Source organism: Streptomyces bambusae, assembly GCF_020532645.1.
GTDB lineage: Bacteria > Actinomycetota > Actinomycetes > Streptomycetales > Streptomycetaceae > Streptomyces > Streptomyces bambusae.
Map to the genome: position 1 here is coordinate 12,626 of NZ_JAJAUZ010000085.1, position 16,597 is coordinate 29,222.

At 73.2% G+C, this 16,597-nt stretch carries 12 protein-coding genes and 1 pseudogene; 8 read left to right on the forward strand and 5 right to left on the reverse strand.

Annotation, left to right across the window (positions count from 1 at the left end):
- Positions 1-121: 121 nt before the first annotated feature.
- Positions 122-871 (forward strand): LamG domain-containing protein, encoded by a 750-nt coding sequence (locus tag LG634_RS34160; protein ID WP_226739844.1) that lies wholly within the window; start codon positions 122-124, stop codon positions 869-871.
- A gap of 170 nt (positions 872-1,041) precedes the next feature.
- Here LG634_RS34160 and LG634_RS34165 read toward each other — a convergent pair.
- A pseudogene (locus LG634_RS34165) lies at positions 1,042-1,773 on the reverse strand (VanW family protein); the annotation flags it as partial.
- A 437-nt stretch (positions 1,774-2,210) separates the two neighbouring features.
- On the opposite strand from LG634_RS34165, the gene LG634_RS34170 reads away from it, so the two are divergent.
- A complete protein-coding gene (locus LG634_RS34170) occupies positions 2,211-3,020 on the forward strand; it encodes a DJ-1/PfpI family protein (protein WP_226739846.1) in 810 nt (269 codons plus the stop codon).
- Between the two features lie 55 nt (positions 3,021-3,075).
- On the opposite strand, the gene LG634_RS34175 is transcribed toward LG634_RS34170, so the two are convergent.
- A complete protein-coding gene (locus LG634_RS34175; protein WP_226739848.1) occupies positions 3,076-4,434 on the reverse strand; it encodes an MFS transporter in 1,359 nt (452 codons plus the stop codon).
- A gap of 101 nt (positions 4,435-4,535) precedes the next feature.
- Here LG634_RS34175 and LG634_RS34180 point away from each other — a divergent pair, with 101 nt between their 5' ends.
- Positions 4,536-5,528: an ArsR/SmtB family transcription factor gene (locus LG634_RS34180; RefSeq protein WP_226739850.1), complete on the forward strand. Its 993-nt coding sequence runs from the start codon at positions 4,536-4,538 to the stop codon at positions 5,526-5,528.
- 39 nt (positions 5,529-5,567) lie between these two features.
- Here the strand turns inward: LG634_RS34180 and LG634_RS34185 are convergent, their stop codons facing one another.
- Complete coding sequence (locus LG634_RS34185) at positions 5,568-7,028, reverse strand: MATE family efflux transporter (protein ID WP_226739852.1); 1,461 nt, start codon at positions 7,026-7,028, stop codon at positions 5,568-5,570.
- Between the two features lie 178 nt (positions 7,029-7,206).
- On the opposite strand from LG634_RS34185, the gene LG634_RS34190 reads away from it, so the two are divergent.
- Positions 7,207-7,758, forward strand: a complete 552-nt coding sequence (locus tag LG634_RS34190) for a PadR family transcriptional regulator (RefSeq protein WP_226739854.1) — start codon at positions 7,207-7,209, stop codon at positions 7,756-7,758.
- A gap of 18 nt (positions 7,759-7,776) precedes the next feature.
- Entirely contained in the window at positions 7,777-8,448 is a 672-nt protein-coding gene (locus LG634_RS34195) for a LysE family translocator (protein ID WP_226739856.1), read from the forward strand.
- Positions 8,449-8,597: 149 nt separating this feature from the next.
- Here LG634_RS34195 and LG634_RS34200 read toward each other — a convergent pair whose 3' ends face one another.
- Together LG634_RS34200 and LG634_RS34205 are read right to left on the reverse strand one after the other, a co-directional pair.
- Positions 8,598-9,629 (reverse strand): hypothetical protein, encoded by a 1,032-nt coding sequence (locus LG634_RS34200; protein ID WP_226739858.1) that lies wholly within the window; start codon positions 9,627-9,629, stop codon positions 8,598-8,600.
- A 263-nt stretch (positions 9,630-9,892) separates the two neighbouring features.
- Complete coding sequence (locus LG634_RS34205; protein WP_226739860.1) at positions 9,893-11,029, reverse strand: magnesium and cobalt transport protein CorA; 1,137 nt, start codon at positions 11,027-11,029, stop codon at positions 9,893-9,895.
- Positions 11,030-11,238: 209 nt separating this feature from the next.
- Between LG634_RS34205 and LG634_RS34210 the strand changes: the two genes are divergently transcribed.
- From LG634_RS34210 to LG634_RS34220, 3 genes are all read left to right on the forward strand, one after another.
- Positions 11,239-12,513, forward strand: coding sequence for a winged helix DNA-binding domain-containing protein (locus tag LG634_RS34210; RefSeq protein WP_226739861.1), 1,275 nt, complete (start codon positions 11,239-11,241; stop codon positions 12,511-12,513).
- Between the two features lie 146 nt (positions 12,514-12,659).
- A complete protein-coding gene (locus tag LG634_RS34215; protein ID WP_226739863.1) occupies positions 12,660-14,201 on the forward strand; it encodes an AMP-binding protein in 1,542 nt (513 codons plus the stop codon).
- 155 nt (positions 14,202-14,356) lie between these two features.
- A partial coding sequence (locus tag LG634_RS34220; protein ID WP_226739865.1) for an SdrD B-like domain-containing protein occupies positions 14,357-16,597 on the forward strand: 2,241 nt, incomplete at its 3' end.

The window sequence follows — 16,597 nt, forward strand, 5'->3', positions numbered from 1 at the left end:
GATACCTCTATAGCTACAGGTAATCACACGGTTACTATGCGTGAGGGGATGGGTAGGGTCCCCAAGGGTCGGAGCAGAACCGGCCCCTGGAAGCCCCCACCGCACAGAACAGAGGCCCCCCATGCCCTTCCACGCTGCCCTCCGCCAACGCCTCGGTCTCCCCCCCGTCGCGCAGAACGACGGCCTGCCCGACTTCGAGGCCGACTTCCGCTCGGAATCCCAGTGGGTCGCCGGCCGCTCCTGGGCCTATCCCGGCGGCGGCCCCGTCAATCCGGGTGACAACAAGCTCGACCACCTCACCCCCGACCCCGCCTACAGCCGCAGCGGCGTCTTCCGCGCCACCCCCCGCCCCGACGGCAACTGGGACGCCGGCCTGCTCACCACGGAAGGCAGCGACGAAGGGTTCATGCTGCGCACGGGCGACGTCCTCGCGACCCGGGTCCGGCTCCCCGAGCAGGTCGGAGCCTGGCCGGCGATCTGGACCTGGCGCGACGGCGGCAACGAGATCGACGTCTTCGAGTACCACCCGGACAATCCCGACCTGCTGGAACTCTCCAACCACGTCCGCGGCGGCCACCTCTACCACCGCGACCCGTCCGTCCGCCCCGGCGGCTGGGTGGACCTCAAGGTGGAGTTCGGTGCCCGCTCGGTGGTCTGGTGGGTCGACGGCGCCCGTGTCTTCGCCGACCGGCGCGGTGTCGGCCGCCGATGGACGGCGTACCTGATCGTCAACCTGTCGGTCTGCGCCGGCCGCTACCACCCGGCCCCCGCCCCGGGCGTCGAGGAGATCAGCTACGAGGTGGCCTGGCTGCGGGTCTGGCGCGGCAGGCCCGGCGGCGGCTGGTGGTGGCCGGTCCAGCGATCGGGCTGAGCCGGCGCCGTGCCGGTTCAGCGTGCCGGGGTGGCGGGGTTCGACGGACCGGTCGGCGTGGCCTGAGCGGCCGAGGCGGTCGGGGCGGGCGCCGCGCCGGCGGCGCCCGGGGTCGCCTGCGGGCGCGGCGTCGCGGTGCCGCCGTCAGTGCCCGGCGTCGCCCCGGCGGACGGCGCCGACGCGCTCGGGCTCGCCGGCACGCAGACGATCTCGTCGCGCGGCGTGTAGTGCGTACGGAAGGTCTCCCGGGCGACTTCGCGGCCGTCGCGCTCGAAGATGCGGTCGACGGCGACGTCGAAGCCCTCGTACGGTGTCTGGACCTCGCAGTCCGGGCCGGACAGCTCCCGCTTCACCGGCTCGGTGACCTTCGTCCGGTCGTGCTTCACCGCACGGACCGCGTCGTACTGCCGGGTGCCGTACAGGGTGATCGTCACGGAGTGGTCGGTGGCCGCGGCCTGGACGTACACGGGGTGGCCGGAGTCGTTCTGCCACCGGAGATCCAGCGTGCCCCAGGCAACGGTGGCCTCGCGGCCCTCCGGGTAGCGCTCGATGTAGAAGGAGTGCGCCCCGTGCTCGACCGGCTTCAGCCCGGCGAAGAACACGGCGTTGTACATCGTCGTCGCGACCGCGGATACGCCCCCGCCGGGGGACTTCACGTACCGGCCGTCGTTGATCATGATGCCGTCGACGAAGCCGTTCTCCGGGGTGCGCTCGCCCACGGTCCCGTTGAAACTCCACGTCCCGCCGGGCTGCACCGCCGAACCGTCGATGAGCTGCACCGCCCGCCGCACGTTCGCCGTCCGGTAGGGCGCGGCCGGGAACTTCACCGTGAACGACGACAGCTTCTGCCCGGCTCCCAGCTCCCGCGCCGCCTCCGGCACCGCGGCGGGCTTCGCACCCTGCTTCGCACCCGCCCCGGCCGGCGCCTCGGGCTTCGCGGGCACGTCCGGCGAGGCGGCGTGGGCGGTCGTGGCGGGCACGGCCCCCAGTGCCAGGAGGGCGGCCACGCCGGCAGTGGGCAGCACGGTCCGCCAGGTGCGGTTCCAGTGGGGCAGTCGCATGTCTCTCCCGGTCGCGTCACGGCAAACGAACGGATCAATCATTCACCCTTTCGGCGCAAAACGGACATAAATGTGTCCTTTCCCACGGTGTACCCCGGCGGCGTCCGCCCTCCCGCGGGAGCCGCCGGCCGGGCCCCGTCCCCCGGCGGCCCGGCCCGGGTGTCGAGGGGCTTCGCCGAGGGCCGTCGGTGACCATGGGTGCGGGCCGGGAACCGCCGCCGTCCGGCGGCCGACTGCCTGCACGACCACGCCGCGCCGCCGCTCCGGACGGGGACGACATGAACCGCAGGAACCTGCTCCGCGCCTCGACCGCCCTGGGAGCCGCCGGCGCCGGGCGGGTCCCCGCCGCGGTCCCTCAGGGCCCGGCCGCCGGGAGCGGGGAGGGCGCCGCCCCCGCGCACTCCACCGCGGCCGGCCCCTCGGCCCCCGCCCCGCCGGGGGCCGACCGGCCGTGGCAGGTCCACATCGCGCTCTTCGACGGGGTCGAGGAGCTGGACTTCGCCGCGCCGTACGAGGTGTTCTCCGCGGCCCGGTTCTTCACGCCGCGCCCGGTCGAGGTCCGCTACGTGTCGGCGTCCGGGGACCGTTCGGTGACCGCCGCCTACGGGACGCGCGTTCAGGGCGTCGCGCCCTGGGCGGCCGATCAGGCCGACCTGATCGTGGTGCCGGGCGGCGGGTACGCCCGTCGGGACAGCCGGGGCGTCTGGGCCGAGATCGCCCGCGGCACCCTGCCGCGCGCCCTCGCCGCCGCCGTCCGCCCCGGCCTCACGCTGGCCGCCGTCTGCACCGGGACCATGCTCCTGGCCGCCGCCGGCCTTACCCGCGGCCGCCCCTGCACCACCCACCACAAGGCCAGGCCCGACCTCGCACAGCAGGGCGGCCTCCTCAAGAACGCGCGCGTCGTCGACGACGGCGACCTCGTCACCGCCGGCGGCATCACCTCGGGCCTCGACCTCGCCCTCTGGCTCACCCGCCGCACCCTCGGCCCCGACACCGCGACCGCCCTGGAAACCATGCTCGAATACGAAGCCCGCGGCACCCCCTGGACCCCATATGACCCCATCCACATGACCCGATCCGCCACATGACCCCAGCCGTCGCCGCCCCCGCCCGTCACCCGGCCCCGGCCCCCACCGGCTCGGCTCAGGCCCGTGTGCGTTGGGCCCAGCGGGCCACCGGCGGCAGGGCGCAGGACGCTGCCGCCAGGACCGCGCCCAGGCAGAGCCAGCCGGGCAGGCCGTACGGGAGGACCAGCACGGTCAGCAGCGCCGGGCCGGCGGCGGCCGCGACGGAGATGCCGAGCTGGAACACGCCCTGGTAGGCGCCCATGGCGGCGGCCGGGGCCAGGTCGTAGCCGAGGGTCCAGCTCCCCGCCTGGGAAAGTACCTCGCCCAGGGTAAGGAGGACGACGGCAGCCGTCATCGCCAGCGCCGCCGCCCACGGCCCGCCGTACGCGGCGAGCGCCGCCGCCGGGGCGCACGCCGCGACGAGCAGCCCGCCGGTACGGAACGCCCGTGCGGCACCGGCGAGTTCGTCCGTGCGCCGGGTGGCGCGGACCTGGAGAGCGACCACCAGCACCGTGTTCAGCATCAGCAGCGGCCCCACCAGGGCGGCCGGTGCCTCGGTGTGCTCCACCAGCCAGAGCGGGAAGGCCACTTCGATGATCACGTACAGCATGTTGACGACGGCGTTCAGGGCGGTGACGGCGAGGTACGGCAGGTCGCGCAGTGGCGCCCGGAACGGTACGGGCCGCACCCCCTCGTCCGCCGCGGCCGCCGCCCGTACCGGAAGGCCGTACAGCGCGGCGGCCGCGACGGCGTAGACCAGCGCCGTCCCGGCAAGCGCGCCCGCGTACGCCCGCGGCGTGTCCCAGAGCAGGACGAGCGCGCCGAGACCCGCCCCGGCGCCGATCCCGCAATTGAGCACCACCCGCAGCAGGCCGAGCCCGGCACCCCGCCCCTCGGTGGGCAGCACCTGCACGTACAGCGTGGCCCGGACCGCCCCCGACCCCCGCTCCGCCGCAACGAACACGCAGGTCAGCGCCACGAACGCCGGGTAGGACGACACCCCCGTGTACAGCCCGAGGCACGCCCCCTGGACCACCAGCAGCCCGGTCATCACCGGCCGGCTGCCGTACCGGTCCGCCAGTCGCCCCGCGGGCAGCGAGGCCAGCACCCCGCACACCCCCGCCGCGGTCAGCGCGACCCCGGCCGCGGCGGCCGAGAACCCCATCCCCCGCGTGAACCAGAGCAGCGCAACGGTGAGGTACAGCCCCTTCCCGAGAGACGCCAGCCCGGTCATGACGACGAGCCGCCGGATCCCGGCGGTGGTGGCGGTGGTGGTGGCGGCGGTGCCGGGCGGGTCCGGGGTCACGGGGGCGGTGGCCGGGACGGTGGCCGGGGCGGGCGCGTCGAGCGGCCCGGCCGGTGTCTCCGCTGCGCCCGTGGTGGAACCGGCCGGTGTCCCCGATGCGCCCGTGGCGGAAGAAGTGCTGGTGTTCATGCGCCGAGCTGACCGCGGCGCCGGCGTTCGCAGAATTCTTTTAGGCTGGGGCTGAAACATCCGCCGCGCCGGACCGCCGCGCTCGGCACTCCTGGAGCCCGATGATCCGCTTCCGGCTGGACCTGGCCGACCTCGCCACCACCTCCTTCGCGTACTCCCCGCTCCAGGAGACGGTCCTCAGCCTGCGGATGTGGACCGGTCACGCCGGCCGCTTCCCCGCCCTCGTGCCGGTGTTCGATGCCCTCCGCCCCGCCTTCGAGACCCTCGACACCGAGCTGCTCCGGGCCCTGGTCGGACGCCGCCGCGGCTGGGTGCCCGACGTCCTCACCCCCCGCCCCGCCGTCCCCGCCCCCGCCCTCCGCGACGAACTCGCCACCCTGCGGACCCTCGACCCGGCTCGGCTCGGCCCCGATCTGGAACGCACGTTCCCGCCGCTCGGGGAACCCGTGCCCGCCCGCCTCGCCCGCGCCCTGGACCGCCCGGACCGGCTGCTGGCCGAGATCGCCGACGCCCTGGAGGCGTACTGGGAGACCTGCCTCGCACCCGCCTTCTGGCCGCGCGCCCGCTCCGTGCTGCACGCCGACCTGGTGCACCGTGCCCGGGTCCTGGCGGAACACGGCGCCGCCGACCTGTTCGCCGGCCTGAGTCCCCAGCTGTCCTGGGCCGACGGCGTCCTCTCCCTGGTCTCCCACGGCCCCGGATACGCCGATCCCGACGAGATCCCCGTCGACGGGCGCGGGCTGCTGCTCACCCCCAGCTGCTTCACCGACGGCGTGGCCACCACCCTCGCCCTCGACGCCCCACCCCAGATCGTCTACGCCGTCCGGGGCCTCGCCACCCTCGCCGGAACCCCGCCGCCCGAGGCCTCCGCCGCGCTCGACCGGCTCCTCGGCACCCCGCGGGCCCGCCTGCTCACCCTCCTCGCCACCCCCGCCTCGACCACCGAACTCGCCCGCCGCTTCGGCGTCACCCCCGGCGCCGTCAGCCAGCACCTCGCCGTCCTCACCGCCGCCGGCCTGACGGCCCGCGCCCGCCACGGCCGCCTCGTCCTCTACCGCCGCACCCCCCTCGGCGAGGCCCTCGTACGGGGCTAGGGGGTGTTGCGAAGGTCCCGCACGGTGCCTGCGCAGGACCTACGCAGCACCTACGCAGCACCCCTGGTCTCCGTCCTTCGGGCCGGGCCGGGTCCGGTCCGCCGCCGGGAAGTGGCGACGGAACAGCGCGTAGGACAGCAGGTACTGCGCTCCCGTGCCGAGGACCATCGACAGCCACACACCCCGCACGCCCAGCGCCGGTACCGCGCTCAGCCCGAACGCGAGCGGCAGCTGGACCAGCGCGCCCAGCACGGTGACGCCGAACAGTGAGCGGCCGTGCCCGCCGCCCGTGAAGACGCCGCCGAGCCCCAGTACGCCGGCGAGGAGCACCAGGTAGGGGAGGAGGAACCACATGAGCACGCCGCCCGCGTCCACGACCTCCGGCGCATCGCTGAACAGTGCCATCAACGGCCGGCCCCCCACGGCGAGGGCGAGGCCGGCGCCCGCCGCGGCCAGTGTGGCGAGCAGCACGCACTGCCGCCCGATCAGCACCTCCGTGTATGCGCCGCCTCCCCGCGTGCGGGCGGTGAGGATGCTGCCCGCCTGGCGTACGGCGTAGCAGGCCATGGTGACAAGGAACAGCACCTTCATGCCGATGCCGTAGGCGGCGAGCGGTTCCTCCCCGAACCGCGCGACGATCCCGACCAGGGACATGCCGACCGCCATCCGCAGCACGAAGTCCCCGGATACCGGCAGCCCGACGCCGAGCAGCCGGCGCAGCGCCGTGGCGGGACGGAGAGCGGTCGGTGTACGAACTGCCTCTGGTGCGCGCAGAGTTGCGGTCGTGCCGGGCGTCCCCGTCTGCATCGCCCCCGGCGCGGCGCCGGAAGCCGGCGTGACGCCCGCCGTCGGGCCCGCCGCGCGCAACAGCCTGCTCCGCAGCAGGAAGAGGGTGACGCACAGCGCGAGCCCCCGGCCGAGGACCGTGCCGAGGGCGGCGCCCCGGACGCCCATCGGCGGCAGCGGCCCCGCGCCGTGGATCAGCAGCGGATCGAGCACGAGGACGAGGGAGTTGGCGAGCACGGCCGTGCGCATCGGGGTGCGGGTGTCGCCATGGCCCTTGAGGATGCCGTCGGCCACGTTCTGGGCGAAGAACACCGCTGTACCGGGCAGCGCGATGGCGAGGAACTCGGCTGTGAGCCGCGCCACTTCACCCGTGCCGCCGGTCAACAGGGCGGCCACCGGCTCCCGGACGAGGAAGCCGCCGACCGCGACGACGGGCGTGATCACCGCCCACAGCAGCCAGGCAGCCCGCACGATCGCGGCCACGTCCGCCCGCCTGCCGGATCCCAGCGCCCCGGCGATCAGCACGGTGGCCCCGACATTGGCCATCAGGACGACCCCGAGGAGGACGTGCTCCAGCGTCGTGGCGACGGCCACGGCGCCCACCGCCGCCTCGCCCAGCCGGGCCACCCAGACGGTGCCGACGATGCCGACGACCACGCCGGAGAGCAGTTCGAGGTACACGGGCACGCCCAGCCCCAGCAAGGTGTGCCGCACGGAGCGGGGTAAGCCCGCTCGCCCGACCTGTCGCACGGCCATTCCTCCCCCGGTCCGGACCGATCGGACCGTTCGGCCCGATCCGGTTCCGGACCCTACCTCGAATCGAGACACTCGAAAAGAGTTATCAGGGGAGAGGGGGGTAGATTGGGTGCGGGCAGACCACGGAAGGGGAGTCGTGCTGGCGCTGTCGATCCTGGGTTTCCTCGCCGAGCGGCCCATGCACGCGTACGAACTGAGGCAGCACGTCTCGGACTTGATCGGCCACAACCGGCCGGTGAGCGACGGCGCCCTGTATCCCGCCCTCAACCGGCTTCGCCAGGCAGGCCACTTGGACCGTCAGGCCGAGCCGGGCTCAGGCGCCCCCACGCGGCAGGTGCTGCGCATCACGGACAGCGGCCGGGCCGAACTGCTCCGCCGCCTCGCCGACCCGAAGCCCGCCGAAATCACCGACGGAGGCGCCTTCTTCACCCTGCTGGCCTTCCTCAGCCGCCTGCCCGACCCGGACCGGCAGGCAGCCGTCCTCCGTCGACGCCTCGACTTCCTCACCCAGCCGGCCGGCTTCTTCACCCACGCCGGCGCCCCCACCCGCATCAAGGACACCACCGACCCCTACCGCAAGGGCATGCTGATCATGGCCCGAGCCGCCCAGCGGGCCGAACGCACCTGGCTGGAGCAGCGGCTCCGGGAGCTGGCCGGGACGACGCAGGGACCCGGCCCGGGGGAGTGACGTATACGGTGGGGGTCCATGGCAATGAGCACCGCACTGTGGTCCTTCGCCCTCGTCGTAGGGCTCCTCACCGTCACCCCCGGCCTCGACACCGCACTCATCCTGCGCACCGCAGCCTTGGGGCGCCGCACCCGGGCCTGGGGCGTGGTCCTGGGCATCCAGACCGGCACCCTCACCTGGGGCACGCTCACCTCGCTCGGCGTGACCGCCCTCCTCACCGCCTCCCACCTGGCGTACGAGGTCCTGCGCTGGGCCGGGGCCGCGTACCTCCTGTGGATGGCGGCGCGCATGATCCGTGACACCTTCCGCAACACGGCCGGCCACGAGGGCGCCTCCGACGCCGATGCCGACGCCGATGCCGACGCCGACCCGCGCCCGGCCGCGGGCACCGACACGCTCCTGGGCGGCTGGCGCCAGGGCACGCTCACGAACCTGCTCAACCCCAAGGTGGGCGTCTTCTACGTGGCCGTACTGCCGCAGTTCATCCCCGCCGACGCCCCGCACTTCACCACGGGCGTGCTCCTCACCGGTGTCCACATCACCCTCGGCCTCGTCTGGTCCACCGTGCTGATCGCCTCGGCCACCGCCCTCGGCGCCCGCCTGCGCAGCCCCCGGGCCCGCAAGGTGCTCGACCGCATCACCGGCACCCTCATCGGCGCCTTCGCCCTCCGCCTGGCCGCGACGGACTGACCCCACGGACTGACCCCACGGCCTGACTCCACAGGCTGACCCCAGCGACTCGCCGCACGCACCGCGCCGCACGGACCGCCGTGCCGTGCGTACCCCCCGGACGGGCCGGCACGCACGGCACGGCGGCTCTGTCACTCGCCGACGGACCGTCAATGACCGTTGTAGGACCAGTGGTTCTTGTCACTCGACGCCGGCCGGAAGTGAATCACCCCGTAGGTCTTGCCGACCGCGATGAGCTTGGTGTTCAGGCCGGTGCGCGGAGCCGTGTCGATCTTCACCCGGGTACCGGACTTGTCGGTGATCGTGATGCTGCGCGCGGACCACGTCGTCTTCATGTCGATCGCGAGCCGCGGGTAGTGCAGGGTGTCCAGGGCGGGCGCGACCTTGTTCTTCCGGTCGATGCCGAGAGCCGTGACCATGCGGTCCGCGGCCGCAACGGAGGCGGCGGAGTCGAACCTGCCGTCCGCGCCGGTGTGCTGCCAGCAGATGTTCACGGGCGACTGCCCCTTCGCCGGCTTGAAGGTCGGCACCTTGTCGGCGGACACCTCCTTCTTCCAGATCCGCCAGGCGTAATGCATCATGTACGCCCGCTCCGCAGGCCGGTACGTCGCGACGGGGGTCACGGTCACGCCCGAGGCCTGCATGGCGCCGACGAAGGACTTGACCTTCTCCCGGAACCCCGGTGCGAGGTCTTCCAGCGATGTGCTGGTCTCGAACTTCCCGCCCCAGGCGGTACCGCTCAGCGCACTCCTGGCGCAGGTGCGCGTGAAGCCCAGCGGGCCCGAGCCGCCGCGGCAGCTGCCGGACCTGACCGTCACCTCCCAGGTGAGCCCGTACGTCTTCGGCGCAAGGAACGGCTTCGGCTTCTTGTACGTGTGGTTCGCCAGCTGCAGCACGTCCCCGTCGGACCCGCCGCCGAACTCGTGGGTGGTGGTCTCACCGTCACCCCACACCGTCTTCAGCGCGAAGGTGCACGAGCCGGTCTCGCCCCGGCTGATGATCCTGACGGTCACGGCCGGATCCGGGCTCGTGCAGTTCGGCTTCGACTTCTCGAAGCAGCGCGGCTCGGCCGCACCGGGACGCAGGTCCGCATCACTCAGCTCGACGGTCCCGCCCGAGGCCGCCGGCCGCGGCTCGGCAGCCGCAGTGCCCCCGGCCACGCCGAGCACCCCCACTGCCACCAGCGCACCCCACCGGTGACCCCGCCGCAGTTTTGAACGAACGCTCAAAGGACTCTCCCCCACGCATCCACGGCACCCAAGTGCCCTGCCGGCTCCGGCATCCCCCCAGGTCATCGGAACCCGGTCGACCGGAGTTCAGGGAAGCGTACGGGCGCACCCCCGGCCCCGCCTCAGGGAACACGCCGTGCACGCCGCCCCGGCCGGAGCCGCCCCGGCTCTCCCGAGGCGGCCCGGGGGTTGGCCGACGAAGCTCTTCAGGGTCGTCACAGCCAGTCGCGCTTCTTGAAGATGACGTACAGGCTCGTACACACCACTGCCATCAGGAGGATGGCGAAGGGGTAGCCGCCGGCCCACTTCAGTTCCGGCATGTCCTCGAAGTTCATGCCGTAGATGGTGCCGACCAGGGTGGGGGCGAAGAGGATGGCGGCCCAGGAGGAGATCTTCTTGATTTCCTCGTTCTGTTCGAAGCCGGCTTCTGCGAGGGCCCGCATTTCGGCGTTCTGCTGCTGGGTGACCAGGGTGGCGTTGACCGTGAGGATTTCGGTGAGGGCCTGGCGGAAGCCGTCCACGCGTTCGCTGGTGTGGGTGACGTGGTCGGCGACGTCGCGGAGGTAGCGCTGGAGTTCCTCGTCGGTGCCGTACTTGGCGAAGCCGGCCATCAGGGCGTGGAGCATGCCGACCAGTGGGCGGGTGGCGCGCTGGAACTCGACCATTTCGCGGGAGAGTTCGTAGATGCGGCGGGAGACTTCGGGGTCGCCGCGGAAGACCTCGGTCTCGATTTCGTCGATGTCGATCTGGACGCCCTCGACGACCGGGGCGTAGCCGTCGACCACGGCGTCGAGGATCGCGTACAGGACTGCCTCGGGGCCCAGGGCGAGGAGGTCGGGGCTCTCCTCCATGCGGCTGCGGACCGCCGAGAGGTCGGGGGCGGCGGCGTGGCGGACGGTGATCAGGAAGTCGGTGCCGACGAAGACGTGGAGCTCGCCGAAGTCGACCTCTTCCGGGGCGTCGAGGTAGCGGGCGGCGCGGAGGACGACGAAGAGGGTGTCGCCGTAGCGTTCCAGTTTCGGGCGCTGGTGGGCTTCGAGGGCGTCCTCCACGGCGAGTGGGTGGAGGTTGAACTCAGCGGCCAGGGAGTGGAGTTCGGATTCGGTGGGGCGGTGGAGGCCGATCCAGGCCATGCCGTCCTGCTGCTCGCGGAGGGTGCGGAAGGTTTCGGCGAGGGTGGCGGGGGAGGCGATGCGGCGGCCGTCGCGGTAGACGGCGGCCTCGACGACGCTGCGGTGCGGTTCGGGGGCGGGGTGGTGGGGCGGGGCGGCGGGCGGGGGCTGGGTCGAGCGGGGCGGGGCGGGGGTGCCCGTGGGGGTGCCGGGGCGGCGCCACGCATGCTTTTTGGGCATGGGGGTGGGGCGGGAGCCGCGGCGGTCCGGTGTCACGGGGTGGCCCTTCTGCGTGGGGCGGGTGGCTTGTGCGTTCTGTTTTGTGCGTTCTGTGCAGAATATACGGGCGAGTGCTTTACCGGGCCGGGGGCTCCGTCCCGGGCCCGGGGCCTTGCCGGCTTCGGATGTTGCGGACTGTAGGTGTCCGCAAGGGGGGCTAGCTTGGGGGTATGGAGACCCGGGTGAGTGGTGTGGTCGGTCGGCGGGCGCTGGGGCGGGCCACCTTGGCGCGGCAGTTGTTGCTCGAGCGGGCCGAGATGGGTGCCGAGGTGGCGGTGGCGCATCTGCTGGGGCTGCAGGCGCAGAACGTGAAGCCGCCGTACTTCCAGTTGTGGTCGCGGCTGGCCGGGTTCCGGCCCGAGGAGCTGTCCGAGCTGATGGAGTCCCGGCGGGTGGTGCGGATGGTCACCATGCGGTCGACCATCCACACGCACACGGCTGCGGACGCACTGCGGCTGGGGCCGCTGGTCCAGCCGGCGCGGGACCGGGAGATCCAGCATTTCGGCAAGGGGCTGGTGGGGGTCGACCTGGCGCGGCTGAAGCGGATCAGCCGGGAGCTCGTGGAGGCCGAGCCGCGGACGATGGCGCAGTTGCGTGCGGAGCTGGCGAAGCTGTGGCCGGCGGCCGATCCGCAGGCACTCGCCGTGGCCGCCCGGTGCAGTCTGCTGCTGGTGCAGGTCACCCCGCGCGGGTTGTGGGAGCGTTCCGGGCAGGTACGGCTCACCACGCTGGAGAACTGGACCGGGCTCGGGGAGCGGGCCGGTCACGCTCGGGGGATCAAGCGGGGGGCGGGGGCAGGGGCCGGGGTCCCGGCAGGGCGCGGGGCCGCTGCCGGGCCAGGACCGCTGCCCGGGGCGGAACCCCCGGCCGGGCCAGGGACGCCGCCAGGGACGCCGCCCGGGACGGAATCCACCCCCGCCACCCCCCTCGAAGACACCGTCCTCCGCTACCTCCGGGCCTTCGGTCCCGCCTCCGTCAAGGACATGCAGACCTGGGCCGGGCTGACGCGGCTGCGGGAGGTCTTCGAGGGGCTGCGGGAGCGGCTGGTCGTGTTGCGGGGGGAGGACGGGGCGGAGCTGTTCGATCTGCCCGAGGCGCCGCGGCCCGACGAGGACGTGCCGGCGCCGGTGCGGTTCCTGCCGGAGTTCGACAACCTGCTGCTGTCGCACGCCGACCGGACGCGGATCATCCCGCCCGAGGTCAAGGGGCGTACGTGGAGCGGGAACCAGGCGCACTGCACGTTCCTCGTCGACGGGCAGCTCGCCGGCATCTGGCGGCTCGGCCGGGACAAGGACGGCGGTGGCGAGCGGGCCGAGCTGGTCGTCGAGGCGTTCGGTGCGCTCACCCGGGCGCACCGTACGGAGCTGGCCGAGGAGGGTGAGCGGATGCTGCGCGAGATGACCACGGCAGAGCGGTTCTCCGTGCGGTTCGGCCCGCTGAAATGACCGGACGGCCCGCCCGCCCCGCCCCTCGCCGGTCAATCAACGGCTGACGCGCCCCTGGTGACGTGCCGTCCGGACCCGGCACGATGCTCACGATCAGCACCGCACCCCGGGCGGGTGGGGTCGGCGTACGTGAAGAGGAGTGGGCAATGCGGGTTCCGATGACCGTCACGGATTTCCTCGACCGGGCGGAGCTGGGGTTCTCGTCGAGCCCCGGGGTGGTCGACGAACCCGACCAGCCGGCGGCGCCGGTGCCGCCGTCGACGTACGGGCGGCTCGGCGAGCGGGTACGGGCCTGGCAGGCTGGGCTGGACGCGCTGGGGGTCGGCGAGGGCGAGCGGGTGGCGGTGGTCAGCCACAACTCGGCCCGGCTGCTGGAACTTCTGTTCGCGGTGCCGATGAGCGGCCGGATCTGCGTGCCGGTGAACTTCCGCCTCAAGCCGGAGGAGGTGGACTACGTGGTCCGCCAGAGCGGGGCGTCCGTCCTGCTCGTCGACCCGGAGCTGGACGCGGCGCTGGCCGGGGTCACCGCCCGGCACCGCTTCGTCCTCGGCGCGCAGACCGACGCGGAGCTGATGCGCTTCGGGGTGGAGCCGCGGCCCTGGTCGCGGCCCGACGAGGACGCGACCGCGACGATCAACTACACGTCGGGGACGACGGCCCGCCCCAAGGGCGTCCGGCTCACGCACCGCAACATCTGGGTGAACGGCCTCACCTTCGGCCTGCACACCCGGGTCTGGGAGCGCGACGTGTACATGCACACGCTGCCGATGTTCCACTGCAACGGCTGGGGGATGCCGTTCGTCATGGCCGGTCTCGGCGTCAAGCAGGTCGTCCTGCGCAAGGTCGACGGTACGGAGATCCTGCGCCGGGTGGCCGAGCACGGGGTGACCCTGATGTGCGGGGCGCCGGCCGTGTGGAACACCGTGCTGGACGCGGCCGCCACCTGGGAGGGCGAGATCCCCGGCCGCGACCGGGTGCGGATCGTCTGCGCGGGCGCCCCGCCGCCGAGCCGGACCATCCAGCGGGTCGGCGAGGAGCTGGGCTGGGAGTTCACGCAGATCTACGGCCTGACGGAGACCTCGCCGCTGCTCACGTTCAACCGGACCCGGCCCGAGGACGCGGGCCTGCCGGCCGAGGAGCGGGCCCGCAGGCTGTCGCGGGCCGGGCTGCCGGCGCTGGGCGTGAAGCTGCGGGTGTCGGACGGCGGCGAGGTGCTGGCGCGCTCGAACGTGGTGCTCGACGGCTACTGGGAGAAGCCGGAGGAGACCGCGGACGCCCTGGACGGCGGCTGGTTCCACACCGGCGACGGCGGCACCCTCGACCCGGCGGACGGGCACCTCACGATCTCCGACCGCAAGAAGGACGTGATCATCACCGGCGGTGAGAACGTGTCGTCGATCGAGGTGGAGGACACGATCTTCAGCCACCCGGCCGTCGCCGAGGTCGCCGTGATCGGCGTGCCGGACGAGAAGTGGGGCGAGACGATCAAGGCCCTGGTGGTCCTCGCCGACGGGGCGACCGCGCAGGAGGCCGACATCATCGCCCACTGCAAGGAGCGGATGGCCGGCTACAAGGCGCCGACCACGGTCGAGTTCCGGGCCGCGATCCCGCGCACGGCCACCGGCAAGATCCAGAAGTTCAAGCTCCGCGAGCCGTACTGGGAGGGGCTGGACCGGCAGGTCAACTGAGACCCCCGGATGCCGTCGGGGCCCGCCCGGCCCCGACGGCATCCGGGTGGTTCCGTTGGCGCGAGCGGGTGGTACTTCCCGCCCGGCCGCGCCGGGGCGCGCCGCCGTCGCCGTGATGCTGGGCGCACGTATCAGCTGATCATGGAACGAGGGCCATGCGTGTTCCCCTGAGGGCTCCCGGGAGAGGGAGCCCACGATGGCTCGGCGGCGGCCTGGCGGCGCTGCTCGTGCTGCCGTCCCTGGCCGGGCTGCCGCCCGCCTCCGCCGCCGCCCGTGCCGAAGGTTCGGTCACCGTCACCGTCGTACGGGACGTGGACTCGGACGGCAGCTGGACGGCTGCCCTGGAGGTCGGCGAAGCGGGCATCCCGGTGACGCTCACCGACGCGTCGGGCCGTACCGGCGAGGGCGTCACCGGCGCCGACGGGCGGGTCGTGCTCTCCCCCGCGGTCCTCGGTCTGACCGGCGGCCGGTACCGCGTCGAGGCCCGGATCCCCGCCGCCAAATCCTTCCTGCGGCCCGCGCAGGCGGGCGGGCCCGCGCCCACTCTGTCCTCGCTCGTCGAGTTCGTCGACCTGACGAACGGGGACGCGCAGGTGGTCACGGGCGTCCACAGCCCCGCCGACTACTGCCAGGCCAATCCGGAACTCGCCACGCCGTGCTACCACCAGGGCGCCCCCGGCCAGGTCGGCACCAAGGCACTCGTGTCCTGGCCGTACGACCGTACGGGTGACAGCCCGCCGACTGACGAGACCACCTACGAGGCGATCGGCGCCACGTACGGGCTGGCGCACCGGCGCGACACCGACCAGCTGTTCGTCGGCGCGCTCACCAAGCGCCTCATGCCGTACGGGCCGGCCGGCGCGGGCGGCATCTACGTCGTCGACCGGGCCACCCACACCAGCTCCGTGTTCGCGACGCTCCCCGACGCCGGCACCGCCGCGCACTCGACGGACCTGACCCGCGACACGATGGAGATCAACAACGCGGTCGGCAAGGAAGGACTGGGCGACCTCGACCTCGGCCACGACGGCCGGACACTGTACGCGGTGGGCCTGAAGTCCAAGAGCCTGTACGTCTTCGACACCCAGAACGCCGGTCAGGGCCGTCCGCCCGCCACCCCGCAGCGGGTCGTCCCGATCGCCGACCCCGGCTGCCCCAGCGGGGCGGACGACTGGCATCCGTTCGGGCTCGGCGTCCACGACGGGGCCGTCTACCTCGGCGGCACGTGCAGCGCCGAGTCCTCGCAGGACGACGCGGACCTGCGCGCGTACGTGCTGAAGCTGAACGCGGCCGGCACCGGCTTCGACACCGTCCTCTCGCACGACCTCGCGTTCGAGCGCGGCATGGGCTACGCCTCCACCAACGGCGACACCCGCTGGCGGCACTGGCTGCGGACCTGGGAGCCGTTCTCCTGGCATCTGCAGGCCAACTTCCCGCAGCCGCTGCTCAGCGACATCGCGTTCGACCGCGACGGCTCGATGATGCTCGGCTTCCGCGACCGGCTCGGCGACCAGGCGGGGTACGAGGCACTGGCCCCGGAGGGCAGCGACGACACGGCGATGCGCTCGCTGTTCCCGGCGATGGGCGACCTGATCCGGGTGTGCCGGACGGCCGACGGCTGGGTGTGGGACAGCGAGTCGGACGCCTGCCCGAACCACTTCGTGCCGGGCAGCGCGCCGCCGCAGCAGGACACCGTCAAGGAGTACTACCCCGCCGACTCCACGCTCGGGCAGCTGGCGGAGTCGCTCCAGGGCGGTCTGGCGTTCGCACCGCGGTTCACGAAGACCGTCTCCACGATCGTGGACCCGCTGACGATCTTCTCGGGCGGTGTCCGGAAGTTCGACAACGTCACGGGCGCGGGTTCCGAGGACTACCAGGTCGACGGCGGCACCGGCAGCTTCGGCAAGGCGAACGGCCTCGGCGACCTGGAACTCCTCTGTGACGAGGCGCCGGTCCAGATCGGCAACCGGGTCTGGTTCGACCGTGACCGCGACGGCGTCCAGGGGCCGACGGAGGAGCCGCTGCCGGGGGTGACCGTCACCCTCAAGGACCGGGCGGGCACGGCCTTGCAGACCACGCGGACCGACGCGCGCGGCGAGTACTACTTCCAGGTCGACCCGCGCACCGTCTACCAGATCACCTTCAACGCGGCCACGGCCGACACCTCGGGACTCCCGGAGAACCCGCCGGCGGCCGACCTGCTGCCGAGCGCCAAGGAGCAGGGCGACAACCGGTCGGTGGACTCCAACCCGGACCCGGCGACCCAGACCGAAACCCTCACCACGGGCGCCGCCGGAGACAACGACCACACCCACGACGCGGGCTACCACCTCCGCCCCGCCACCGGCTCCGTCACGATCGTCAAGTACATCGCCGGTACGGAACGCCCGTTGGCG

What these genes read in the sequence shown, in the direction of transcription:
- LG634_RS34180 (WP_226739850.1), top strand. Translation starts at nt 4,536, where the DNA reads ATGATCCGCTTCCGGCTGGACCTGGCCGACCTCGCCACCACCTCCTTC.
- LG634_RS34160 (WP_226739844.1), top strand. Translation starts at nt 122, where the DNA reads ATGCCCTTCCACGCTGCCCTCCGCCAACGCCTCGGTCTCCCCCCCGTC.
- LG634_RS34195 (WP_226739856.1), top strand. Translation starts at nt 7,777, where the DNA reads ATGGCAATGAGCACCGCACTGTGGTCCTTCGCCCTCGTCGTAGGGCTC.
- LG634_RS34215 (WP_226739863.1), top strand. Translation starts at nt 12,660, where the DNA reads ATGCGGGTTCCGATGACCGTCACGGATTTCCTCGACCGGGCGGAGCTG.
- LG634_RS34210 (WP_226739861.1), top strand. Translation starts at nt 11,239, where the DNA reads ATGGAGACCCGGGTGAGTGGTGTGGTCGGTCGGCGGGCGCTGGGGCGG.
- LG634_RS34205 (WP_226739860.1), bottom strand. Translation starts at nt 11,029, where the DNA reads ATGCCCAAAAAGCATGCGTGGCGCCGCCCCGGCACCCCCACGGGCACC.
- LG634_RS34175 (WP_226739848.1), bottom strand. Translation starts at nt 4,434, where the DNA reads ATGAACACCAGCACTTCTTCCGCCACGGGCGCATCGGGGACACCGGCC.
- LG634_RS34170 (WP_226739846.1), top strand. Translation starts at nt 2,211, where the DNA reads ATGAACCGCAGGAACCTGCTCCGCGCCTCGACCGCCCTGGGAGCCGCC.